Here is a 22,485-nt window from a genome sequence, read left to right on the forward strand (position 1 = left end):
AATCTATCGGCGACTACCTCGGCCGATGGCATCAATTCTTTCACCAAATTTTTATAGGGCAACCAAAGGTCTATGCTCACTTCTTCAATTTGCTCTAACACCTCTTTTCCCCAGCCTGTAAGCGTTTCTCTCAACTCCTCTTGTGTTCGCTTCTCTAGAATAGCTATTAGTTTTCCCGTATCTAAATTTACTAAAACCGCACAGTAATTTTTTTGCCCTTTGACTAGAGCAATTTCATCAATTCCTAGTCTTTTTAATTCCGATAGGTCTGGCTCTGTAATTTCTTCGGCGATGTCCTCTATCATTCTTTGAATCTCTTCTTCCGTTACGTCATTTCTTCGGCTAACATTTAAAATATCTCCTGATTTTAATTGTTCGAGTATATTCTCGGCTAGTCTTTTCGTATAGGTTCGTTTCTTGGCGACAAAATCTAACTCTTCGCTAAAGGGTTTCTGACAATTATCGCACTTAAATTGACGACGATTAACTTGTAGGTACACTGGTTGTCCTGAGATTGGTAAATCTTTGACTAAATGTCGATGATTTTGGTGGAGTTTATCGCTCTCTAACCCACAACGAGGACAGATTGCTTTTTGATTTTTCGATTCGATTCGGAAAACTATACCGATATTTTCTAGGTGTCGATAGCCTTGAATACAGGTTTCTTGTAGGTTCAAAAATTTGTCAAGTATCATAAGTAAAATAATCTCGTTTTTGGCAATTATATCAAATCTTAACTCAATTGTCTATCTTTTGGCATTAACCTGTTTGTGCTTTAAGTCGTTCCCTGTATGGATTTCAGCTACTTTTGAGCTTAGGTACTCTCATCGAATTTTATTTTAAGTTAATTATTTGCATAACAATTCCCGAAGAGCCGAGATTTGGAAATTATTTGAAGCGAAGTAATAGGAATACCAGCTTTATCCATATCCAAAAGTTATACTAAATCCTGTTGAGAAGGTGTAGAATAGGCGTTGGGTTTCATGCTTCAATCCAACCTAAGTTCTATAAAAATTATCCGTAAACCCAAAAAAAGGAAGCTGAATCATGAAAATTACTATCGATATTCCCGATGAATTGCTTCAACATTACAACTACAATAATATTACCCGTGAAATTTTAGAGGCTTTGGTGGTGCAGGCCTACCGAGCGGAAAAAATCACCAGTGCCGAGGTCGGAAGTATTTTAGGTCTATCTTCTCGTTGGGTGGTGGATGCTTTTTTGAAAAACCATGATGCCGATTTACATTACGATGAAGTCGATCTAGACAGCGATCGCAAAACTCTTCAGCAACTTCGCAACAAACACGATCATAGTCTTTTTTGATCGTCGTTTCAATTAAATTGAAGATAGATTTCGCCTTTGATATCCCCTTAATAAGGGGGGCGCTGATCCCCCCTTGATCCCCCCTTAATAAGGGGGGCGCTGATACCCCCTTGATCCTAGGGTTGATTCATAGTAGGGTTGATTCATGAATCAACCCTACTACCCTTAATAAGGGGGGTGCTGATGATTTTTAACACCTACCTACTTAAAACTACATTCCCATAATTTCGTAACCGGAATCTACATAAATAATCTGTCCGGTAATACCACTAGCAAGATCACTGGCTAAAAAAGCGGCCGTATTTCCCACTTCAATTTGTGTCACCGTGCGATGTAAAGGAGCGATTTCTTCCACATGATGGATCATATCAAGAATTCCCCCCACGGCCGAAGATGCCAAGGTGCGAATTGGACCGGCGGAAATACCATTAACTCGGATCTTTTGGCCACCTAATTCGGCGGCTAAATAGCGAACACTCATTTCTAAACCAGCTTTTGCCACCCCCATTAAATTATAGTTAGGAATTACCTTGACACCACCGAGATAGGTAAGAGTGATAATACTTCCCCCTTCCGTCATCAAAGGTTTAGCCGATCGAGCTAGACGGGTTAGGGAAAAAGTGCTAATATCTAGGGATTTAGTGAAAGCTTCCCGAGGGATGGCGGTAAAATCGCCCGTTAAACCCTCTTTATCGGCAAAAGCGAGACAGTGAATCAAAATATCCAGTTTGCCCCATTTTTCCGCCACTGTAGCGAAAGTATCTTCTACCTGTTGGTCATTTTGGACATCGCAGGGGACATAAAAAGCGGGATTAAGTTCATCGGCCAATTCTCGCACCTTTTTCTCAAAGCGGCCTTTTTCGTCGGGGAGATAGGTGACACCGATATTCGCACCAGCTTGATGGAGTTGTTGGGCAATTCCCCAAGCGATCGAGCGATTATTGGCAATTCCTGTCACTAGGGCGTTTTTTCCCGTTAAATCTAACATAGTTCTCGTTTCTCTTACAAAAATCTCCCCAATAGCCGACCCCAGCGAGATTCGGTATAATAGGGATACAGATAACGGGGCAGCAATGATCACCCCTCCCCCATTGTCTGGCAAAAAGCGCCCAAAACTTTTCCCAGTTTAGGGAGCGGTTATGTTTAATAGAGGTGAAACTCGTTGCATAATAAAAACAATTTTCCCCTTTTTTGGATGTGAGATGGACTTATCCCTAATACAAGACAAACCCCTAGCAGATGTGTTCCGTCGAATCGGCAGCGGCAATTTCCCCCCGGTGGTGGAATTGTTCGAGCGTGGCAAAACGATCTTTTTCCCGGGAGATCCCGCCGAAAGAGTCTATTTTTTGCTGAAAGGAGCCGTTAAGTTGTCGCGAGTCTATGAAGCGGGAGAAGAAATTACCGTGGCTCTACTGCGGGAAAATAGCGTCTTTGGTGTGCTATCCTTACTCACCGGCCAGCGATCGGATCGTTTTTATCATGCCGTGGCTTTTACTCCGGTAGAATTACTCTCGGCCCCGATCGATCAGGTAGAAAGGTCCCTCCGCAATAATCCCGATTTATCAATGTTGATGCTGCAGGGGTTGTCCTCGCGCATTCTGCAAACGGAAATGATGATCGAAACCTTGGCTCACCGGGATATGGGTTCCCGTTTGGTCAGTTTTTTATTGATTCTCTGTCGTGATTTTGGGGTTCCCACCACCGATGGTATCCGGGTTGATCTAAAATTGTCTCACCAAGCGATCGCAGAGGCGATCGGTTCTACCCGCGTCACTGTCACCCGTTTATTGGGAGAGCTGCGGGATCAAGAAATGGTCTCAATTTACAAGAAGAAAATTACCGTCCATAATCCCGTCGCTCTCAGTCAACAATTTACTTAAATTCTGGATGACTAGCGCTTATATTTTGGTTTTGGCCATCGTGGTTTTAGGTGGTCTGATAGCGGTGATTGGCGATCGCATAGGGAGCCGTATCGGTAAGAAAAGGATGCGTTTATTTAATCTGCGTCCGAAACAAACCGCAACTTTAATGACGATTGTAACGGGAATTTTTATCGCCGGCTCGACTTTAATTGTCTTGTTTGCTTCTAGTAAATCCCTGCGTCAAGGGGTTTTTGAACTGGATCGTCTTTTAAATGAACGTCGTGCCGCTATTAAGGATTTGGAAAGTCAGGTAAGAAAAACCACCGAACAAAAAAATCAGGTGGAAAAGGCGTTAAAAACGGCTAAAAGTGAACAGATAGCTGTGCAGAAACGTCTAGAGGTTCTTAACAAAAATTATCAAGCTTCTCGTCAACGTTTGCGATTAGTTTCGGGACAGTTAGAAAAGTTTCGGAAGGAAGTGGCTAATTTAAATAATGAACGAGTTATTTTAACTAATCAAAAGGCACAGTTAATCAGTCAACGGGATCAATTGTTCCAACAAAAATCAATTCTTTCTAGTCAAATCAATCAACTACAAACCACCGTTCAAGTTAGAGATAAAGAGTTGGCTAATCAACAAAATTTATTAACAATCAGACAAGCGCAACTTCAACAGTTGGAAACCCAACAAAAAACCCTACAGCTAGAAATTGATCGCCGGGATCAACGCATTGGAGAACTCGATCGCTCGATTGTGGATAAAAATTTGGCTTTGGAACAGCGCGAGGGAAAATTAAAAGATTTAGAAACCCAAATGGCTTTTCTTAAGCGGGAAGTGGAAGTTTTAGAGCAATACTATCAAACCTATCAAGAATTGCGAGAAAAACAAATCGCTATTTTCCGGGGACAGGTGTTATCTTTTGGAGCTTTTCGTATTGTTGATCCCCAAGCTATTGTCACTGTTATTGATAAGTTATTGCGAGAAGCGAATATGAATGCTATCCGTGCCACCCAACCGAATCAGCCTAATTTTGACCAGCGTTTAGTTAAGATCACAAAAGCACAGGTAGAACAGTTAAGTCAACAATTACAGGACGGTAAAGAATATGTGGTGAGAATCCTTTCAGCAGGTAATTATGTCTTAGGAGAAACCGAGATTCGTGTCTTTGCTGATGTGGTTCCCAATCAAAGAGTTTTTGAGGAGAAACAGGTAATCGCTGCCGTTTCCATTGATCCCCAAAATATGACAGAAGAAGACCTACAAAAGCGGTTAGATTTACTCTTAGCTTCGGCTCAATTTCGCGCTAGAAGTGCGGGAGTTTTAGGGTCAATTCAGGTGGAAGATGGTTTATTAACTACGGTAGTTAACTTTATTGGTCAAGTCAAAAAGTCGGGTAATTCTATCGAGACACTTGAGGCGATTGCTGCTAGTAAAACTAATACGGCTGGACCTTTAACTTTGCGTTTGGTAGCGGTAAAAGATGGTAAAATTGTTTTTAGTACGTCCTCTTAAAAGATAGCTAAAGTTAGGAGTTGAGACTAAAATCAATTCCTTCGTAAATATCAGCAAGATTTAAGCTAATTCCTAAAGAATCTAGAGATATAATTCCCCTGGCTGGGGTGTATTCTTGTAATAACCAATTATTTTCTGAGGTTTTGCTATAGGATTCTATTAGTATCTCCCCTTGACTGACGAGAAGATATTGGTTTAATTGGGGTATAGAACGATAATAACGAAATTTATCACCCCGATCATAACCAGAGGTGGAAGGAGATAAAACTTCGATAATTAGGCAGGGATTTAAAATTTCATCGTTGCGATTATCACTAAATAATGGTTCCCCGGCAATAATCATTAAATCTGGGTATAAACCGCGATTATATTGGGGTATCCATAGTCGCAAATCACTGGGAAAGACTTCATAAATAGTTTTCCTTAAAGCATTGTCTAACAAGCGAATTAAATTGCGTACCAGTCGATTATGATTGATGCTTCCCCCTGTCATCTCGATAATTTCTCCGTCGTGATATTCGTGTTTAACCTCGGCTATGGTTTCTAAATTACGATATTCTTCTAAGCTGAGGGTTTTGGTAGGAGATCGAGTTAGCATTTTCTCTGTCACAGAATTTTTAATCCTCCTGATTATAACCTAGATCACATAAAAAAGGTTATGATTCATAAATTATTCCTCAATTAAAATCAATTCCTTCGTAAATATCGGCAAGATTTAAGCTAATTCCTAAAGAATCTAGAGATATAATTCCCCTGGCTGGGGTGTATTCTTGTAATAACCAACTATTTTCTGATGTTTTGCTATAGGATTCTATTAGTATCTCCCCTTGACTGACGAGAAGATATTGGTTTAATTGGGGTATAGAACGATAATAACGAAATTTATCACCCCGATCATAACCAGAGGTGGAAGGAGATAAAACTTCGATAATTAGGCAGGGATTTAAAATTTCATCGTTGCGATTATCACTAAATAATGGTTCCCCGGCAATAATCATTAAATCTGGGTATAAACCGCGATTATACTGGGGTATCCATAGACGTAGATCGCTCGATTGAAGACGATAATTAGTTCCTCTTAAAGCTAATTTTAGCAGGACAATCAGATTAATGAGAATACTATTATGATTGATGCTTCCCCCTGTCATCTCGATAATTTCCCCGTCGTGATATTCGTGTTTAACCTCGGCTATGGTTTCTAAATTACGATATTCTTCTAAGCTGATAGTTTTGGGGGGAGATGAAGTCAACATTTTTCCAGATTAGAGATTCTTTTATTTAATCATAACACAATTAATGCTACCCATTTAATTCTAATTCCCCTTGGAGAAAATCAATAAATTGTCTAGCAGTTCTTCCCGAGCGCCCATTATGTTGGGTTGCCCATTGTTTGGCACGAAATTCTAATTCTTCTAAGCTAATTTTTAATTTAGCTAAACTGGCTAAATGACGCACTATTTCCAAATATTTTTCTTGATTAGCCGGTTCAAAAGTGAGGGTTAAACCAAAGCGATCACTAAAGGATAATTTTTCTTGTACTGTGTCCCAATTATGCACTTCATCACTATCTTTTGGTCGGGGTCGATCCGCAAAAAATTCTCTGACTAAATGTCGGCGATTAGAAGTGGCATAAACTACGACATTTTTCGGTCTAGCGGTGACGCTTCCCTCTAAAACAACTTTTAAAGCTTTAAAAGCTTCATCATCTTCTTCAAAGGATAAATCATCGACAAAGATAATAAATTTTTGGGGCAAATCTCGCAAGATTTCAATAATTAATGGTAGGTCTTTTAACTGCGATTTTGCCACTTCAATTAAGCGCAATCCCTGACTATGATATTTTTGCAATAATCCCTTAACCAGAGAGGATTTTCCTGAACCACGGCAACCATAGAGTAAGACATTTAAAGCGGGATAACCTGCTAATAAAAACTCAGTGTTTTTAATCAAGGTTTTCTTAGCCATTTCATAACCGACTATGTCTTGAATCTGCACGGGATCGGGATGATTAATTCCTTGTAATCTGCCTTCTTGCCACCTTAAAGCTTGATAACGGGCAAAAATTCCTGTACCACACTCACGATAATAATCGGCTAGAGCTTCGACTAATTCCGTCCAATCTAAACTAGAATGGAGGAAACTTTCTAATTTATTGTCCACTTCCCAAGCGGGGAAAATTAGAAATTTAATTTGTTCAAAAACTGTCGAATTACTTAAGCTATAAATGCTAGAGTTATAAAGAGATTGGAGGATAGATAAATCCTGTTTAACGCCATTAATTAAAGATTCGGGTAACTCCCAAACACTTTTTTTCTGTACCTGTTGACTAAAGGGATTATCATCTAATAAAATTTGTTCGATTAGAAAATCATTCCAACTGATATTTCTGGATGCTAAAGCTTGAAACAATTGACCATAAGCTTTGAGAAAATCGGCAACATTATCCGTAGATAATAGGGTAATAAATGCCTGGCCAATAGCATTATCAAAAACCCCTTGATACAAAACTAACAAGCTGACTTTTTTGTAAATTTCAGAGTTCATTTTTAATTCTCCACTAATAACTAAGATTTCATGGCCGCCTTTTTGCAATTTCTAATCCGATTTAATAATTGCCGCCTTGTAGCCGAGGGAATGCCAATCAGTTATTATACTAGCAAGATAGGGCGATATCTGCAACATTAAGGTTAAAAAGGGAGAAATGCCTACCGACTAATTCTTAGGATTTCTTGAATTGATTCTCGATAAAATTGATAACTTATAGCAGTTATCTTCATGGTGAGGTGCAAAGTTTTCGTTTTGGGGAGACGGTCGATGATACCCTGTCAGGTTACACATCATCTTGAGGAGAAACGCTATATTTGATAAAATTTAACCAATCTTGGATTTCCTGTCCTAACCAGAGACATTCATCCTCGCGGAGATTCTGACCGATCAGATAATAATTTTTAGCCGTCCGCAGACGAATCTGATAGTTACCTTCTGTGCCATTGCTATGGAGAAAAATACCCCATAAATCTTGAGTTCTGAAGGCAAATTTTTGGTAGATAAAATTGAAAACTTTATATTTAATTAAAACTTCTTGAGGTGTAAGAATTAATTGCATCTCACGCAAACAAATAAAACCAATTAGAGCTACAATAAAGGTAAGAATCGGGGAGATAAAGACAGTGACAGTAAGGACAATCGCCAAAGACCAGAGGGTAGCTGCATCGGAAGGTAGCTTAATTTTTGGGGGTAAATTAATCTCTAAATTATCCCGGTGTTTAGCGATACGGATGGAACTGTGGGGAGGTTTTGGTAATTTCTTAGGATCGATTAAACTTGATGCTTGGCGATAGTAGGGATGTTGGAGAAATTTCAGAGCTTCTCTGGCACTTTTAAACCGCTTTTCTACCGCTACATCGGTCATAGTTTCTAACCAATCGATTAAATCATCATCAATTGTCACCCGTTGGCGAAATTGAATTTTAGAGTCGCGGTGGGGCAATTCTATCGGGACAATTCCCGTCAATAAATGAATTAAAGTCATACCTAAGGCATATAAATCAGAACTGGGAACCGCCCGGCCCCAAAATTGTTCTAGAGGTGCATAACCACTCGTTCCCACCACAGTAAAAGTAACTCCCGTCACTGCACCGCGGGACTGGACTGCCCCAAAATCTACTAAATAAACGTTATTTTCCGAGTTAATAATTAAATTACTAGGTTTAATATCTCGATGTAATACTGGGGGCGATAATTCGTGCAAATAAATGAGAATTTCGAGAACTTCTTCGGCAATAGTCCGAATTACCGTAGCGGTGAAACGTTGCCCCCTTTCTAAGCGCTCGCTTAGGGATTCTCCCGGTATATAATCTTGTACAAGCACAAACCAAGGAATCCCGTCACCTTGATTTTTATCGAGGGAAAAATAATCGCGATAGCGGGGAATACGGGGATGATGGAGAGAAGCTAAGACGGCTGCCTCCCGTTCAAATAATTTTAATTCTTCCCACTCCATCTGGGGACTAAAAGCGAGGAGTTTAATAATTACCGATTCTTGGGATAATACATCTATAGCTAACCAAGTTTGACGACCGATAGCGGTATTTCCTAGGCGTTGTTGTAGTTGGTAACGTTCAGCTAAAAGAGAATCAGAAGTAAAGGTCATAGTGGCTTTTCCCTTATTTAGGGTCTGCTGAAAAAGTTTTTCCTGGGGACAGGGGTTGGGGGGGCCACACCCCACACCCCACACCCCACCCCTATAACTGATTTAGAAAAACCAACCGTAGGAATGAAGACCTTTACCTAAAAGATTCACCCCTAAATAACATACCCAAACCACAACAAAACCACTCGCCGCTAGAATAGCTGGTTTTCTTCCCTGCCATCCCCGGGTAATGCGGGCATGGAGATAAGCGGCAAACACTAACCAAGTGATTAGCGCCCAAGTTTCTTTCGGATCCCAACTCCAATAGGAACCCCAAGCTTCATTCGCCCAAACCGCCCCGGCGATGATACCGATAGTGAGAAGGGGAAAACCGAGACCAATGACCCGATAACTGATATTATCGAGGGTTTCTGCCAAGCTGAGACGTTGGGGCGAAAGGGTCGTCATCGCTGTTAAGGTGGGAGTTAAAAGGGCGGTTGTGCCACCGTTAGCCGTTTCCATGAAAATTGGGGCGGAAAGAGTGGTAGATAACTTATTTTGCAGACGATAGGCCCCCGTACCCACGGAACTGCCTTTTAACTCGATATTTTGACCTCTAGTGACGATCAGAAAAGCGATCGCCATCAGGGAACCCACCATCAAAGCAGCATAACTTAACATCATGACGCTAACGTGCATCATCAGCCAATTCGATTTTAAAGCTGGAACCAAGGGCGCCGAAGTTTGCATTTCCCCGGGTAAAGACAAAGTGGCAAAAGCAGTAATCCCCATGGCTACAGGAGTCGTCACCACCCCCACCAGGCGACTGCGGCTATTGTACTCAGCAATTAAATGAACCGCAGTTACACCCCAAGCGAGAAAGAATAAAGATTCGTAAAGATTGCTGATGGGGAAATAACCCGCTTCTAACCAGCGCGCCCCCAATAAAGCGGCGATACAGAGGTTAGCGATGGCCACTCCCGTGCTGCCCAGGCCGGGCAACAAAGGTATGCTAGGAAAGGCTGCCCCGGCCCAATAAACCAGCATGGTTAAAAACAGGACTAAAAAAGAAGTGTTATCGAGAAAGTTCTCTAAGCTAACTAAATTCATGGGATTTCTCTCGTTTGTCGCTCGCTCGCTACCAAGTATTCCATCCTCTATCCTATCCCATCGGTAAGGCGATCGAGACAGGGAATTGTTAGTATGAACTTTGCATTTTCACTCTGACCCACCCTAAAAATTATGGCTAATCAAGAAGATAATCAATTTTCCTGGTCGCGTTTGCCTCTGTTAGGCAAAATCCTGATCATTTGTTCTGGTGTTGCCGCTTTAGGCTATTTTCTTATCCCTCGTCCCTCAGAATTATCCAATATTCCCCTCGAACCCTACAGCGAATTTATCAGTAGAGTGGAACGGGGCGACATCAGTAATGTCAAAATTGGCAATCAAGTCATCTATTATCAATTAAAAAATCCTTTAGAATCCCTGCCTATTCCGGGTAATCCCCCCGTTAATCCCCCAGAATCAAGTCATCCCTTTTACGGTGATTCTAGTTCTCTGGACAGCAAACCAAGCAGTAATCTAGTCTCCAGACGAGTCTTGGCCACGATTCCAGTCGATAACCCCCAATTACCCCAACTATTACAGCAAAAAGGCGTAATCTTCGAGGCGATTCCTGTGGCCGAAAACAGTTGGATCACCACTCTCCTCGCTTGGGTGGTTCCTCCCTTAATTTTAGTCGCCGCCATGCAGTTTCTGTTCTATCGCAACGATGACACGCGTAAATCACTGCTTTTTAATAAAAATCTCGCTAAAGTTTACGGAGACGGCGAAAAATATCCGATTACCTTCAGTGATGTGGCCGGGGCCGAGGAAGCAAAAACCGAGTTAAAGGAAATTGTCGAATTTCTCAAGGATGCCGAGCGCTTTAATAAAATTGGGGCGCGTATTCCTAAAGGTGTTCTCTTGGTCGGACCGCCGGGGACGGGAAAAACCCTCTTAGCAAAAGCGGTCGCGGGGGAAGCGGGAGTGACGTTTTTTAGCATTTCGGCCTCGGAATTCGTGGAATTATTTGTCGGGACCGGGGCAGCCCGGGTGCGGGATCTATTTGCCCAAGCGAAGAAAAATGCCCCTAGCATCATTTTTATTGATGAATTGGACGCGATCGGTAAATCGAGAAGTTCGGGATCGGGAACTAGCGGCAGCAATGATGAGCGCGAGCAGACTTTAAACCAACTTTTGACAGAAATGGACGGTTTTAGCCCCAAAGAAGCCGTCGTCATCGTTTTAGCCGCCACCAATCGCCCAGAGACTCTTGATGCCGCTTTATTGCGTCCGGGGCGCTTTGATCGCCAAGTTTTGGTGGATCGTCCCGATTTAGCGGGAAGATTGGCAATTTTGGAAATATACGCCCAACGAGTCCAGATGGGTGAAGATGTTAACCTCAAAGCGATCGCCACCCAAACCCCCGGTTTTGCCGGTGCCGATTTAGCCAACCTCGTCAATGAGGCGGCTCTTTTGGCTGCCCGCAATAATCGGGAAAAAGTCAGTCAAATTGATTTTAAAGAGGCGATAGAAAGAGTTATCGCTGGTTTAGAAAAGAAAAGTCGGGTTCTCTCCGAAAAAGAAAAGAAAATCGTCGCTTATCACGAGGTCGGTCATGCTTTAGTTGGCGCTGTCATGCCGGGAGGTGGTCGGGTGGAGAAAATTTCCATCGTTCCCCGGGGTTTATCCGCTTTGGGTTATACCCTGAAAATTCCCACGGAAGACCGTTTTTTGATGACAGAAACCGAATTTAAGGAACAAATTACTATGTTATTGGGCGGTCGGGCAGCCGAAGAATTAATCTTTGGCAGTGTCACTAATGGCGCTTCCGATGATTTACAAAGGGCGACGGATATTGCTGAAAGAATGGTGACAATGTATGGTATGAGTAAATCCCTGGGACCCCTAGCCTACGATAAAACAGGACAGGCTAATTTTTTAGGTAATAATCAGGGTAGTCCCCGCCGTTCGATCGGGGAAAATACGGCCAAAGCGATCGATGAAGAAGTTAAACAAATTATCGACGCTAGTTACCAAAAAGCCCTAGCAATTCTCAGTCACAACCGCAATTTATTAGAGTCGATTACCGCTAATCTTTTGACCACCGAAGTAATCGAAGGAGAAGAATTGCAAGAATTCTTAAATCAAGCGCAAATGGTCTGATCAATCCCCATAAATAGGGTCTGCTGAAAAAGTTTTTCGTGGGGAAGTGGGGAAGTGGGGAAGTGGGGAGAACAAAGCTGCCTTTTGCCTCTCCTCATAACTAGGGTTTGCTGAATAAATAATCGAGAATATCTAACTTAAGGAGAGGAGAGGATCAAGGCATTGGAAAACTGGTATTTCCCTGCTTTGACGGTTAATTTGCCCTTTTTCCATGGCAAAGAAACGGGAGAGTTATCTCGACTTAAACTGTTATAAAGGGCGAAATTTTTTGACCAATCGTGCTTTTGACCGTTACGAATTAAAATCGGCAGTAGATTGATTTGATTATAGGTCAATTGTAAACTCTGCCCTTGACTGCCTTTAAATAAAACCCTGCCTTGCTTAATTTGAGTTAAATTTACTTGACTTTTTTGCTTAAATATGCTCTTGAAATTCTCATAACTACCCTGGGTTGCCGCTTCCCCCACTTCCAGAGCAAAACCCGCATAATTGTTACCTGTGGGTAAAGCTTGGTAGGTATTATCATCGGGATAAGGGGAATTAGGAATCTCGATCATTTCAGGAGAAGAAAGATTTATTAATCTCAGGGCTAACCAAGTTTTTTCTAATTGAATAAACCAGATATTATCATCTTTTTCTACCTTGGCAGTTTTCGGTAATTGCCAGAAAAAAGCTTGGTCTGCTGGACGTAACCAGATTAAAAGATTACGATATTGTCCGATTTCATCCCCGGGATTTTTGCCCGGTTTTACGCCATTTTTGCCAGTGTTAGCCACAAAAAAATCCACACCTTTGTGTTGATTAAAGGCCATTAATTTAAACGGGGCCACATCGCCATCGGGGAAAGTTCCCACCAGACTACCCATTTGATAACTAGCCCCGATAAATTGAGTTTCCCAATAACCCGGACTTTGATTATTGCCCGGTTTCCAGTTTTCATACAGGGGTTTACTGGCGAGAATTTCTACCGGTTTATTAAAGTTTTTTCGGGCTAATTCCATCACTGCCAAAGGAGGACGATAACCACTGGTAATTAGATAAAGAGAGTCCAATTCCGGGCGATTATTGGGGACAGGGGTATCACCAAAGTATAGCCAAAAAGTGCGGGCTGCGTGCGATCGCATTACGCCATGGCCATCACCATAATCGCGTTTTACAGGGCCACCCCAACCACCGCGATAATATTTAACACTAGCGGCCATGGATAACCAATCTAAGGCCATTTTTGCCCATTGTTTAACTTCCGTATCTTGAGCAAAATCGTAGAGATTGAGATAGGGAGCAAAGGTGTGACCGTGATAAACTTCTGAATCCCATTCTCCCATACCGATGTTATATAAAGCTGAAACGTAACGCTTAATTTTACTTTTATAAATTTGACGAGTTGCTTCATTTCCGGTTTCTTCGGCCATCAGATAAACCGATGTTTCGCGCATCGCTCGCAGGTTATCAGTATTGCGACTATCTACCCATAAACCCCGTCTTGTTATACTCCAATCATTACCCGTTCCTTGGCCCGTACCGTGGACAGGATGGGGCCGTTGTAAAGGGTCGGTTTCTGTCCAAATTTTCGCCGCATTATACATTCTCTGACGATAAACAGGATCGAGATATTTTCCGAGCAGAAAATATTTTCTAATTTGTCCTTTCAGGGTAAAAGAAAAATAATAATCTATATAATCAGTGTGGGCCTGTTCCCGTTTTTGTGGGTCATCCTGCTGCAGGAAATCTAGGGCTTTTTGCCGGTTTCCTGCCAAGAAATCAAACATGGCCATAGGATAGGATCTTTTCTCGTTTTCTCCCCACAAATTGCCATAACTTTCTGCCTTAGCAAAATGGTTAATAACTTGCTTGGCCCTTTGTTGAAATTCTGCCTCTAATTCCGGTGTCCAATCGTTAAGATATTGGGATTTAACTTCGGCAACGGGGAAGGAAGCGATCGAGTTTTGAGAAACAGAATAGAGGGAATTAAAGCCAATAGTAAATAGGGCAATTATTACCGCTAAAATTAGATATTTAATTCTAGATCCAATCGTCATCTTCGGCAAATTCATCGATGTTTCCTTGATTTTCTGGGGACTCAGGTTTATTTTCTTTATCTAATTGTAAAGGAACTGGTTCAGGAGGGATAATTTCTGGTAATAATTCTTCGGGTTTTTGACCATCTACCTCCACCACAATCATTTCTGTGACGGGAAACCAAAGTATGCGGCCTTGATCGTCACAAACCGTCAGCGATCGAGATTTATCTGGAGTCTCGGTTGCGAAGAAATCTCCTAACATTTTGGTGGGTAAAATATTCTTACTTTCACCCCCACTAACTCCTAGGAATATATATTCGTTACCTGTGGTCAAATGTTGGACAATAATCGCCATAGTTAAAAAATTCAGTCAATGAAATGTACTTATTGATAAGCTGTTGACTCTTGAATGATAGCTTTCAGCCATGAGCTTTCCACTGATAACTGATAACTGATTACTGATTACTGATTACTGCTTAACTTGACTGCCGTGACTGCGAGGATCGGTTTGACTAGCGCCCGCAAGGATATTAAAATCAGAAGCCTGTCCCGTAGTGGTGGCATAGGGTAGGGTAGAATTGGTTAAAAGTGCTTCTAAATTAGCAGTTAAAATTGATTTTGGTTGTTCTCCGATCGCTTGGGCAACTGGTTGTCCTTGATTATTTAAAAAGACAAAATGGGGAATACCATCCACGCGATAACGGAGAATTTCCGGCAACCATTTATTATTATCAACGTTGAGCATGACAAAATTAATGGCATTACCGTATTGTTTTTTAATTTCGGCAATTTCAGCGGCCATCGCCTGACAACTGGTACACCAATTAGCATAAAATTCTGTCAGGGTGGGTTTACCATTGCTGAGGGCAAGATCGAAAGGTGTCGCTTTTTCCGCTTGCGCTTCCAAAGATACAGAACTAGCGGTGGTTTGAAACCCCAAGAAAATCGCTACACTAAGGATAACTGCCGTTACTGCCAGCAGCAGATTTCTGGTTTTGTTGGTGGGTGTGGTGGCTGTCATGGATATTTAATCAAAGTTTACTTTGTCCTATTGTAACGACTGCTGCGCTCTTTTAGTATTGGTGTCGATTGAGTTACAATTAAGTTAGAGATGGGTAATAATTATGACCGAAGAAAGACTCGATCGAATAGAGGGACAGCTAAAAAGGCTAGAAGGGTACGTTCATACAATTGAGGGGCGATTAGAAACTTTAGAAAGTAACGTTCAAAACATTGAAAAAAAGCTAGGAGACGTGATCAACCAAATTCGTGAACTTAGTCTTAGCATCGATACCTACCAAAAAGCTGATCAACAGGTAGTTAATTTGGCTGTTGGTCTGATCGTTGCCGCCACTGCTGCTATTGTAATTCCAGCCGTTTTCGGCAAATAAGCAAAAAAAGATTCTTTGATCGGAAAGGCTGCATGAAAAAACGCGTTACTCTCACTTTTCCCAAAAAAGCCGTCCATATGCCCGTTACCTATCGACTGGCGAAGGATTTTAACGTCGCCGCTAATATTATCCGCGCCCAAGTTGCCCCCAATCAAGTGGGAACATTAGTATTAGAATTATCGGGAGATATCGATGAGTTAGAAGCGGCGATCGAATGGTTACAATTACAAAATATTGGCGTTTCCCAAGTTAGTCGCGAAATCGTCATTGATGAAGAAAAATGCGTCGATTGTGGGTTATGTACGGGAGTTTGTCCCACGGAAGCTTTAACCCTTGATCCCGAAAGTTTTCGTCTCAAGTTTTTGCGTTCCCGTTGTGTGGTTTGTGAACAATGTATCCCCACTTGTCCCGTGGCGGCAATTTCCACAAACTTGTAAAGTAGCAGTTATTAAATTAATTTTTTTGCCCATTTAAATAATAGCCATCTCTGGAGATTTTAAGCCTTCATTTGTCTCCAACGCGGTTAATCGTCACAAATATCCCGTTCCCTTTCTGCCTAAAGACCCTTTCTCCGATACCATAGTTAAAAAGAGATTGCTGACTCTGGCCACATCTGTGGGGATTACATACCATTAATCATGGTTTTTTTGCAAAAAATACAAAAAACTTGACATGACTTCTGCCGTTCCTCGCCTTTCCTATCCTGATAGTCCGATTGCTGATCTTCGCGGCCTCTATAACTTTATCCTCAACCCGCAACTGTTAGCCGCAGAAAAGGGAAATCCGTCGATCGTTAGTTTTTGTCAAAAAATTTCCCCCGTTGATCCCCTAGAAATTCTCTCTCGGATTGCCTCTAGCTATGCCACCCATTGTTATTGGGAAAATCCCGAACGAGAAACCGCTTTTCTCGGCTACGGCATCGCCTTTGCTGCCACTTTCCACGGCAAACAACGTTTTTTAAAAGCTCAAAAATTTATTGAAAACTGTCAACAAAGAATTATCAAAATTGATAACTATAGCGAGATTACTCCCCGCATCTTTTGTAGTTTCACTTTTTTCGACTCGGAAAGAGCTACCCCCTTTCCCTCAGCTACCCTAACCCTGCCTAAGTTTCAAATTATCAAAAAACAGTCGGAATATTTTTTCCTTACCAATCTCCTAATCACCGGTGAAAAAGAAATAGAAAACTCCCTCGAAGAAACTATCAACAACCTCAAAATTATCCAAAATAACTCGAGCAATTGCCGACAAAATCCCCATCAGGCTCCCTGTAGTTATTATATTCATCCTACCTATAATTTTCAAGCGGCTGTTGCCGATGCCCTCCAATCTATCCAGGCTCAAAAATTTAGCAAAATTGTCCTCGCTCACGCTCTTGACGTGATTTCTCCCCGTCCTTTTCATCTGGTAAACTGTCTCGATAATTTGCGTCAGCGTCATCCCGATTGCTATACTTTTTCCCTCGGCAATGGACGGGGAGATCATTTTATCGGCGCTAGTCCCGAACGCTTGCTAACTGTCCATCAGGGGCAATTAATCACCGATGCTTTAGCGGGATCCGCTCCCCGGGGAGAAAATGCGATCGAAGATGCTCTTTTAGCCAATAAACTCCTCGCTAGTGAAAAAGAACAACGGGAACATCGGGCTGTTAGTGACTTTATTAACCAAAAACTGCGACAAATTGGCTTAAATCCGCAAAATTCTCCCTCTAGATTGTTAAAACTCTCCAATATTCAACATCTCTGGACTCCTATCCATGCCAAACTAAAACCCTCCATCCATCCCCTCGAAATTGTTGCCCAACTACACCCCACTCCTGCTGTTGCTGGGGTTCCCACGGAGATCGCTTTAGCACAAATTCGTCATTATGAAACCTTCGATCGCTCTCTTTATGCCGCTCCTTTGGGTTGGATCGATTGTCAAAATAATAGTGAGTTTATTGTTGGTATTCGTTCGGCCTTAATTAAAGGCGATCGAGCGCGATTATACGCCGGTGCGGGTATTGTTGCCGGTTCCGATCCGGAAAAAGAACTAGCAGAAATTCAGCTTAAATTTCAAGCTCTCTTAAAAGCTTTAACTTAAACTGTAGCTTGTTACCGAACTAATAACTTAAATAAGTCTAATTTACCCTTAAAAGGCGGATATTTTAAAGCGGGATTGAACCAAAGAGGTGTTTTCATAATCGCTTTTTGGTGACTAAAATTCTCAAAGGAAAAACGACCATGATAGCTACCAATACCGCTATTTCCTCGACCACCAAAGGGTAAACTAGGATTAGTAAAATGAAAACTATTGTTGTTAATACAACCTCCCCCAAACTGGACTGATTCTAGCCATTTCTTTTCGGTCTTTGCCTTGGTAGTAAACAGATAAAAAGCTAGAGGGTTAGGGTTTTTAGCAATAATTGCTAAAGCTTCCTCAAAAGTGCTAAAGGCAATGATCGGTAAAATTGGACCGAATATTTCCCCTTGCATAATAGGAGCATCGAGGGAAACATTAGTTAATAAAGTTGGTTGAATATATAAATTTTCTCGATCGGTTTTGCCTCCAAAAACAATCTCACCATCTTGGAGAAAGTCAATCAGGCGATCAAATTGTTTCTCATTAATTATCTTACCATAATCAGCACTTAATCTCGCATCTTCACCAAAAAAATTAACAATAGTATTGGCTAATTCTCTGATCAAATTCTCCTGCTGGGATTGATGTACCAAAATATAATCAGCTGCGATACACATTTGACCACAATTAGAGAATTTTGTCACGGCAATGCGACGGGTTGCCACGGAAATATTAGCATCAGCTTCGATAACACAGGGACTTTTTCCCCCTAATTCTAGAGTAACGGGAATTAACTTTGCTGCCGCTAGTTGATAAATAATTTTTCCTACCCTTGTACTGCCAGTAAAAAATATCTGATCAAAGGTAAAACTGTCTAACATATTCGGAATTACTTCCGCACCATCTCCTGGGACAATTAACACATATTCTTCGGGGAATATTTCTTCAATTATTTTAACTACTAATTTTTCCGTCGCTGAGGCAAATTCACTCGGTTTTAATACCGCACAGTTACCTGCAGCAATGGCACCGACTAAAGGCACTAATAACAATTGGAGGGGATAATTCCAAGCACCAATAATTAAAACCACTCCTAAAGGTTCCCGAATAATCTGACTGGAGGATGGGAAATTTAAGAGATTAGTTTTAACAGTTTTGGGTTGCATCCATGAGCGCAAATTTTTTAAAGCGGTATTAATTTCCACCAAAAGGAAGCCATTTTCAGTAATCCAACAATCTTCGGGACTTTTCTTTAAATCGCTATATAAAGCTCGATATATCTCTGCTTCATATTTAATGATTGCCTGTTTTAACTTCTCTAACTGCTGACGACGGAATTGATAGGAACGAGTTGCACCACTGGCAAAATACTGACGCAATTTGGCTAATTTTTCTGAGTTTGACAGCATCGAAATAATTCCTAAGTTAATAATGAAATTCTATGGCATCCACTGGGGACGAATTCCCGCTAGAGGTAATTCAATTAAATCAGATTTACTGGCTTTTACTCCATCTTGTAGGGGAGGAATTAACATCCACAAACGACCACCGATAATTGTTTCTCCCGAATCGGTAGTCAAGGGATTAGTAGGATTAGTATCATAACTGGTGCGAAGTTGATCAAAAATAATTGCTAAACTATCGGGAGATAAACTAATGTGAATATCACGATAATCAGCTAATTCCAGTAGGGGAGTCACTTGACCAGTCTTTACATCTATTTTAGCAAAATAGGGTTTTTCTTTGTACTCTTGACTATTAGTCACTAACTCAGTTAACAAACAATACAAATCACTACCAGTGGCATTAAATTGACAATCTATAATCGAACCTTGTAGATTGAGTAAGCGTTTTTGTAATCCTTGATTATTGACATAAAAAAGCGATCGAATATAACGCATTTTGGCATTATCAGTATTAAAATTTACCATTGCCGCAGCCGTACCATCAGCAGAAAAATTCAAAATTCGCCCAAATTTTGGTAAAAAATCCAGGGGTTTTGTCTCGAATTTTAAGGGCAAAAGCGCAATTCCTTCCCCCTGGGTGACAGCCAAAGTTTTACTATCAGGTGCGATCAAAAATTCCCCGCCTTGGATGTTTAATTGTTGGGGTTTTTCCCCTGATTTAACTGCCCATAAATCGAAGTTAATCGGATTGCGGCGCTCAATTCTCTGCACGACAATAGTTTCCCCATCTTTAGCTAAATCAAAGTGATTATTTTGATAATCTTTATTGTCTAGCACTAACTCAATTTTTAGAGGCGATTGACTGCTATCAACTTGGTAAAGCTGCAGTTCACGAATTCCCTCTATCCCCCGATTTTTCGCCACGGCCGAAAAGAGAATTTTTTTACCATCAGGATAGAATTCAAAAGCCATAACGGTCAAATTTGCGGGGGTTAAGAGGGTTTTCTTCTCCTCGGTCAAGTTATAAAAAATTAATCTTCCCTGTTCTTCCCCATTAGTGCCAATATAGGCAAAAGCACGATCGCGACTTTTAAATTCTCTTTCAAAAATTGCCAGGGTTTGTCCTAATCGATTACCGCTGCGAAATTGTTCCCGCGCACCTTCAATTTGCAGATGATATTTTTCTCCGTAGGGAATGGGAGAAGTGAGGGTATAAGCTAATCGTCTTCCGGCCCAACTCAACTTACCCGGCAGCGGAGGATCGATAACTAGATTTTTTTCTACACTAGCATGATCCATGGGGCGATCAAAAGTGATAATAAATGCTTGATCTTCTGAGCCAATTTCTCGATTTTCCCAGCTAAATTCCTTGACCCTTGGACCGGTTTGCAAAAGACATTGATTACCACAGCTATTACCTAACCAAATTAAGCCGCCAATTACTAAGGTTAGCGATACAATTAATGTTATCGCTAATTTATCAATCGGTTGTAGTTGTAAGGTCTTGATCATTATAGTAGATGGTTAGAAACAACTGATAACTGATAACTGATAACTGTTAATATCCGTAGGGATCCACAGGAGTGGGTATAGATTTCACGGATTTAGCCTTAATTACTAATTGTCTTCTGGTGGTTGATTTTCCCACCTCTACGGGTAAAGATTCCGTGGCCATTTCTCCGGTGATTTCTAACCAAGTGTCATTGGGATATTGACCGCGACTTCCTGATAGTTTCACCGGCAAACCCACGGGATAAGCATCCACGGCACAACAGGTAAGAATAAAGCGACTAATTAATAAATAATTATCGGGTAACTGGGGCAATTGTACCACAAAACCTGTGACTTTTACCGGTTGTCCCGTGTAAGCATCAGGTTCGGGGTAAGCATTCAAAGTTCTTACCCATTCAATTAAACTTTTTTCCTCTGGTTTAACGGTAGTGCCAAAGGATTGAGTTTGCAAGCGAGTTAGGGGTAAAGATTCACTAATTCCCCTCTGTAATGCGATTTGACTGCTGAGGGGCTGCGGGGTGATAAATAGGCCTAAAAGGGCAGTTATTACTAATAAACCTGAGCCAAAATGTTGGGGAAGAATGGTAATATGCGATCGATTATCGTTACTATCTAAATTAATCTTTTTTTGCCACTGTTTTAATAATGTCCAAAGCTTGACTATTCCCAGAACAAATAAAGCAATACTGGTGATGAGAACCAGAATAAAATAATTAGGATGTATCAGTAAATTTAAATGTCCAGTTATCCAGTATTTAAATAGTAACGAACCCCAACCGATTAGGGCAATAACATCGATAAATTGGGGGGCGATTATTTTTAGACGTGATGAATTCATGGGAAAAACTATCCGGGTACTGACCTAAAATAAATAACTGTGAGCCAAGGTGAGTAAAAAAGTCATTTGCGCTGCTAAAGCAAAGAGATAAATTAACATTCTCGGTTTAAAAATAGACAACATTAAACCAATCCCTTTCAGGTCAATCATTGGACCGAACACTAAAAAAGCCAGCAGGGAACTACTGGTAAAACTAGAGGCAAAGGAGAGAGCAAAAAAAGAATCAACCGTGGAACAAATCGAAACAATTACCGCTAACAGCATCATGGCCAAGATCGAAGTAATCGGATCCTGACCCAAATTAAGAACAAATTCCCGGGGAACAAACACCTGTAAACCGGCCGCTATAGCACTTCCTAAGATTAACACTCCTCCTAATTCCCGTAATTCCATCACCACGTTTTCCACAAAAGTTAACCAGCGCCTTTTCATCGGGATAGCTTGCACTGCTGGTAGGACAGCAGTAGCGGCAAAACTTTCATCTAAGCGCAAAGTTTGCCCAGAATTACCGATCAGAAAAGAACCGGATTGTAGTAGTAGTGGGATAGATTCTTTTTCCGGTGTTTGCGGTTGCCAATTGAGACTTTTTGCCAAAGAGGTTTGGAGGAGCGGTCGGGGATCTTTTTGGATACTAAAGATAATACCGATAACCGTAGCGATGAACAAAGAAAAGATAACTCGATAGAAAACAATTTCCGGTTGATCGCGAAAAGCTACCCAAGTGGACCAGATAACAATCGGGTTAATTGTCGGCGCTGCTAAGAGAAAACTAACCGCTACTGCATTCGGCATTCCTTGCACAAGTAAACGTCGCGCCACCGGCACATTGCCACACTCGCAGACGGGGAACAAAAACCCAATACATCCCCCCACAAATGCTCCTAAAACAGCATTTCGAGGCATCAGAGCAACTAGGCGACGTTCATCGACAAATATTAAAAGAATACTAGAGAGAATCACCCCTAGCAGTAAAAAAGGCATCGCTTCCACCAACAGGCTCAGGAATAGGGTAAAGGCATTTTGTAGTTGACTCATCTATCCTCGCCTTGGGAATTGGGGGTTTAGGGATAAAGACTTAGGAACCCCAGAAAAAGGTTCATCTATCAGTTATCAGTGACCAGTTATCAGTTATCAGTGACCAGTTATCCGTTATCCGTTATCCGTTACAGCCTTTCTCGTCAAGATGAAGTATAACTCAATTTGGTATTGACGACCA

At 41.3% G+C, this 22,485-nt stretch carries 21 protein-coding genes; 7 read left to right on the forward strand and 14 right to left on the reverse strand.

The window, feature by feature from the left end:
• On the reverse strand, nucleotides 1–695 hold a 695-nt coding region (locus H6G48_RS10255; protein ID WP_190721475.1), incomplete at its 3' end, for an ISL3 family transposase.
• Nucleotides 696–1,047: 352 nt separating this feature from the next.
• Between H6G48_RS10255 and H6G48_RS10260 the strand changes: the two genes are divergently transcribed.
• Nucleotides 1,048–1,326, forward strand: coding sequence for a UPF0175 family protein (locus H6G48_RS10260; protein ID WP_190721477.1), 279 nt, complete (start codon nucleotides 1,048–1,050; stop codon nucleotides 1,324–1,326).
• 211 nt (nucleotides 1,327–1,537) lie between these two features.
• Here H6G48_RS10260 and fabI read toward each other — a convergent pair whose 3' ends face one another.
• Entirely contained in the window at nucleotides 1,538–2,314 is a 777-nt protein-coding gene (gene fabI / locus H6G48_RS10265) for an enoyl-ACP reductase FabI (protein ID WP_002760333.1), read from the reverse strand.
• Nucleotides 2,315–2,528: 214 nt separating this feature from the next.
• Here fabI and ntcA point away from each other — a divergent pair, with 214 nt between their 5' ends.
• A complete protein-coding gene (ntcA, locus tag H6G48_RS10270; RefSeq protein ID WP_002793163.1) occupies nucleotides 2,529–3,206 on the forward strand; it encodes a global nitrogen regulator NtcA in 678 nt (225 codons plus the stop codon).
• Nucleotides 3,207–3,213: 7 nt separating this feature from the next.
• A complete protein-coding gene (locus tag H6G48_RS10275; protein ID WP_190721479.1) occupies nucleotides 3,214–4,701 on the forward strand; it encodes a DUF3084 domain-containing protein in 1,488 nt (495 codons plus the stop codon).
• A gap of 13 nt (nucleotides 4,702–4,714) precedes the next feature.
• Here H6G48_RS10275 and H6G48_RS10280 read toward each other — a convergent pair whose 3' ends face one another.
• The 5 genes from H6G48_RS10280 to ccsB all read right to left on the reverse strand — a co-directional run bounded on the left by H6G48_RS10280 (nucleotide 4,715) and on the right by ccsB (nucleotide 9,943).
• Entirely contained in the window at nucleotides 4,715–5,299 is a 585-nt protein-coding gene (locus H6G48_RS10280; protein ID WP_190721480.1) for a Uma2 family endonuclease, read from the reverse strand.
• Nucleotides 5,300–5,378: 79 nt separating this feature from the next.
• A complete protein-coding gene (locus H6G48_RS10285; protein ID WP_190721483.1) occupies nucleotides 5,379–5,954 on the reverse strand; it encodes a Uma2 family endonuclease in 576 nt (191 codons plus the stop codon).
• Nucleotides 5,955–6,000: 46 nt separating this feature from the next.
• On the reverse strand, nucleotides 6,001–7,245 hold the full coding sequence (locus H6G48_RS10290; protein WP_190721485.1) for an ATP-binding protein: 1,245 nt from the start codon (nucleotides 7,243–7,245) through the stop codon (nucleotides 6,001–6,003).
• Between the two features lie 286 nt (nucleotides 7,246–7,531).
• Nucleotides 7,532–8,854, reverse strand: a complete 1,323-nt coding sequence (locus H6G48_RS10295) for a serine/threonine protein kinase (protein WP_190721486.1) — start codon at nucleotides 8,852–8,854, stop codon at nucleotides 7,532–7,534.
• 102 nt (nucleotides 8,855–8,956) lie between these two features.
• Nucleotides 8,957–9,943, reverse strand: a complete 987-nt coding sequence (ccsB, locus tag H6G48_RS10300) for a c-type cytochrome biogenesis protein CcsB (RefSeq protein WP_190721488.1) — start codon at nucleotides 9,941–9,943, stop codon at nucleotides 8,957–8,959.
• Between the two features lie 132 nt (nucleotides 9,944–10,075).
• Between ccsB and ftsH the strand changes: the two genes are divergently transcribed.
• A complete protein-coding gene (gene ftsH, locus H6G48_RS10305) occupies nucleotides 10,076–12,040 on the forward strand; it encodes an ATP-dependent zinc metalloprotease FtsH (RefSeq protein ID WP_190721490.1) in 1,965 nt (654 codons plus the stop codon).
• A gap of 137 nt (nucleotides 12,041–12,177) precedes the next feature.
• Here the strand turns inward: ftsH and H6G48_RS10310 are convergent, their stop codons facing one another.
• From H6G48_RS10310 to H6G48_RS10320, 3 genes are all read right to left on the reverse strand, one after another.
• On the reverse strand, nucleotides 12,178–14,094 hold the full coding sequence (locus H6G48_RS10310; RefSeq protein ID WP_190721492.1) for a hypothetical protein: 1,917 nt from the start codon (nucleotides 14,092–14,094) through the stop codon (nucleotides 12,178–12,180).
• Nucleotides 14,063–14,416, reverse strand: a complete 354-nt coding sequence (locus H6G48_RS10315; protein ID WP_190721494.1) for a hypothetical protein — start codon at nucleotides 14,414–14,416, stop codon at nucleotides 14,063–14,065. Before H6G48_RS10315 ends, H6G48_RS10310 begins: the two co-directional genes overlap by 32 nt.
• A 114-nt stretch (nucleotides 14,417–14,530) precedes the next feature.
• Nucleotides 14,531–15,082, reverse strand: coding sequence for a thioredoxin family protein (locus tag H6G48_RS10320; RefSeq protein WP_079205497.1), 552 nt, complete (start codon nucleotides 15,080–15,082; stop codon nucleotides 14,531–14,533).
• A 103-nt stretch (nucleotides 15,083–15,185) separates the two neighbouring features.
• Here H6G48_RS10320 and H6G48_RS10325 point away from each other — a divergent pair, with 103 nt between their 5' ends.
• From H6G48_RS10325 to H6G48_RS10335, 3 genes are all read left to right on the forward strand, one after another.
• Nucleotides 15,186–15,452 carry a ssr2422 family thylakoid membrane protein gene (locus H6G48_RS10325; protein WP_190721496.1) on the forward strand — a complete coding sequence of 89 codons (267 nt, stop codon included), beginning with the start codon at nucleotides 15,186–15,188 and terminating at the stop codon, nucleotides 15,450–15,452.
• Nucleotides 15,453–15,484: 32 nt separating this feature from the next.
• Entirely contained in the window at nucleotides 15,485–15,889 is a 405-nt protein-coding gene (locus H6G48_RS10330) for an NIL domain-containing protein (RefSeq protein ID WP_004163818.1), read from the forward strand.
• Between the two features lie 235 nt (nucleotides 15,890–16,124).
• Nucleotides 16,125–17,534: an isochorismate synthase gene (locus H6G48_RS10335; protein ID WP_190721497.1), complete on the forward strand. Its 1,410-nt coding sequence runs from the start codon at nucleotides 16,125–16,127 to the stop codon at nucleotides 17,532–17,534.
• An 11-nt stretch (nucleotides 17,535–17,545) separates the two neighbouring features.
• On the opposite strand, the gene H6G48_RS10340 is transcribed toward H6G48_RS10335, so the two are convergent.
• From H6G48_RS10340 to H6G48_RS10355, 4 genes are read right to left on the reverse strand one after another with little or no spacing between them, the layout of a single operon-like run.
• On the reverse strand, nucleotides 17,546–18,922 hold the full coding sequence (locus H6G48_RS10340) for an aldehyde dehydrogenase (RefSeq protein ID WP_190721499.1): 1,377 nt from the start codon (nucleotides 18,920–18,922) through the stop codon (nucleotides 17,546–17,548).
• A 30-nt stretch (nucleotides 18,923–18,952) separates the two neighbouring features.
• Nucleotides 18,953–20,431, reverse strand: coding sequence for an Ig-like domain-containing domain (locus H6G48_RS10345; protein ID WP_190721501.1), 1,479 nt, complete (start codon nucleotides 20,429–20,431; stop codon nucleotides 18,953–18,955).
• Nucleotides 20,432–20,477: 46 nt separating this feature from the next.
• Nucleotides 20,478–21,269, reverse strand: a complete 792-nt coding sequence (locus H6G48_RS10350; protein ID WP_190721503.1) for a TIGR03943 family putative permease subunit — start codon at nucleotides 21,267–21,269, stop codon at nucleotides 20,478–20,480.
• Between the two features lie 24 nt (nucleotides 21,270–21,293).
• Nucleotides 21,294–22,304, reverse strand: a complete 1,011-nt coding sequence (locus tag H6G48_RS10355) for a permease (protein ID WP_002760364.1) — start codon at nucleotides 22,302–22,304, stop codon at nucleotides 21,294–21,296.
• Nucleotides 22,305–22,485 lie beyond the last annotated feature (181 nt).

The organism is Microcystis flos-aquae FACHB-1344, from assembly GCF_014698375.1.
GTDB lineage: Bacteria > Cyanobacteriota > Cyanobacteriia > Cyanobacteriales > Microcystaceae > Microcystis > Microcystis aeruginosa.

Excerpts from the sequence above, each read along its gene's own strand:
- H6G48_RS10260 (WP_190721477.1), top strand. The coding sequence starts at position 1,048 with ATGAAAATTACTATCGATATTCCCGATGAATTGCTTCAACATTACAAC.
- H6G48_RS10295 (WP_190721486.1), bottom strand. The coding sequence starts at position 8,854 with ATGACCTTTACTTCTGATTCTCTTTTAGCTGAACGTTACCAACTACAA.
- H6G48_RS10335 (WP_190721497.1), top strand. The coding sequence starts at position 16,125 with ATGACTTCTGCCGTTCCTCGCCTTTCCTATCCTGATAGTCCGATTGCT.
- H6G48_RS10290 (WP_190721485.1), bottom strand. The coding sequence starts at position 7,245 with ATGAACTCTGAAATTTACAAAAAAGTCAGCTTGTTAGTTTTGTATCAA.
- ntcA (WP_002793163.1), top strand. The coding sequence starts at position 2,529 with ATGGACTTATCCCTAATACAAGACAAACCCCTAGCAGATGTGTTCCGT.
- H6G48_RS10315 (WP_190721494.1), bottom strand. The coding sequence starts at position 14,416 with ATGGCGATTATTGTCCAACATTTGACCACAGGTAACGAATATATATTC.
- H6G48_RS10320 (WP_079205497.1), bottom strand. The coding sequence starts at position 15,082 with ATGACAGCCACCACACCCACCAACAAAACCAGAAATCTGCTGCTGGCA.
- H6G48_RS10355 (WP_002760364.1), bottom strand. The coding sequence starts at position 22,304 with ATGAGTCAACTACAAAATGCCTTTACCCTATTCCTGAGCCTGTTGGTG.
- H6G48_RS10340 (WP_190721499.1), bottom strand. The coding sequence starts at position 18,922 with ATGCTGTCAAACTCAGAAAAATTAGCCAAATTGCGTCAGTATTTTGCC.
- H6G48_RS10350 (WP_190721503.1), bottom strand. The coding sequence starts at position 21,269 with ATGAATTCATCACGTCTAAAAATAATCGCCCCCCAATTTATCGATGTT.
- H6G48_RS10345 (WP_190721501.1), bottom strand. The coding sequence starts at position 20,431 with ATGATCAAGACCTTACAACTACAACCGATTGATAAATTAGCGATAACA.
- ftsH (WP_190721490.1), top strand. The coding sequence starts at position 10,076 with ATGGCTAATCAAGAAGATAATCAATTTTCCTGGTCGCGTTTGCCTCTG.
- H6G48_RS10275 (WP_190721479.1), top strand. The coding sequence starts at position 3,214 with ATGACTAGCGCTTATATTTTGGTTTTGGCCATCGTGGTTTTAGGTGGT.
- H6G48_RS10330 (WP_004163818.1), top strand. The coding sequence starts at position 15,485 with ATGAAAAAACGCGTTACTCTCACTTTTCCCAAAAAAGCCGTCCATATG.
- H6G48_RS10280 (WP_190721480.1), bottom strand. The coding sequence starts at position 5,299 with ATGCTAACTCGATCTCCTACCAAAACCCTCAGCTTAGAAGAATATCGT.
- fabI (WP_002760333.1), bottom strand. The coding sequence starts at position 2,314 with ATGTTAGATTTAACGGGAAAAAACGCCCTAGTGACAGGAATTGCCAAT.
- H6G48_RS10285 (WP_190721483.1), bottom strand. The coding sequence starts at position 5,954 with ATGTTGACTTCATCTCCCCCCAAAACTATCAGCTTAGAAGAATATCGT.
- H6G48_RS10310 (WP_190721492.1), bottom strand. The coding sequence starts at position 14,094 with ATGAATTTGCCGAAGATGACGATTGGATCTAGAATTAAATATCTAATT.
- ccsB (WP_190721488.1), bottom strand. The coding sequence starts at position 9,943 with ATGAATTTAGTTAGCTTAGAGAACTTTCTCGATAACACTTCTTTTTTA.
- H6G48_RS10325 (WP_190721496.1), top strand. The coding sequence starts at position 15,186 with ATGACCGAAGAAAGACTCGATCGAATAGAGGGACAGCTAAAAAGGCTA.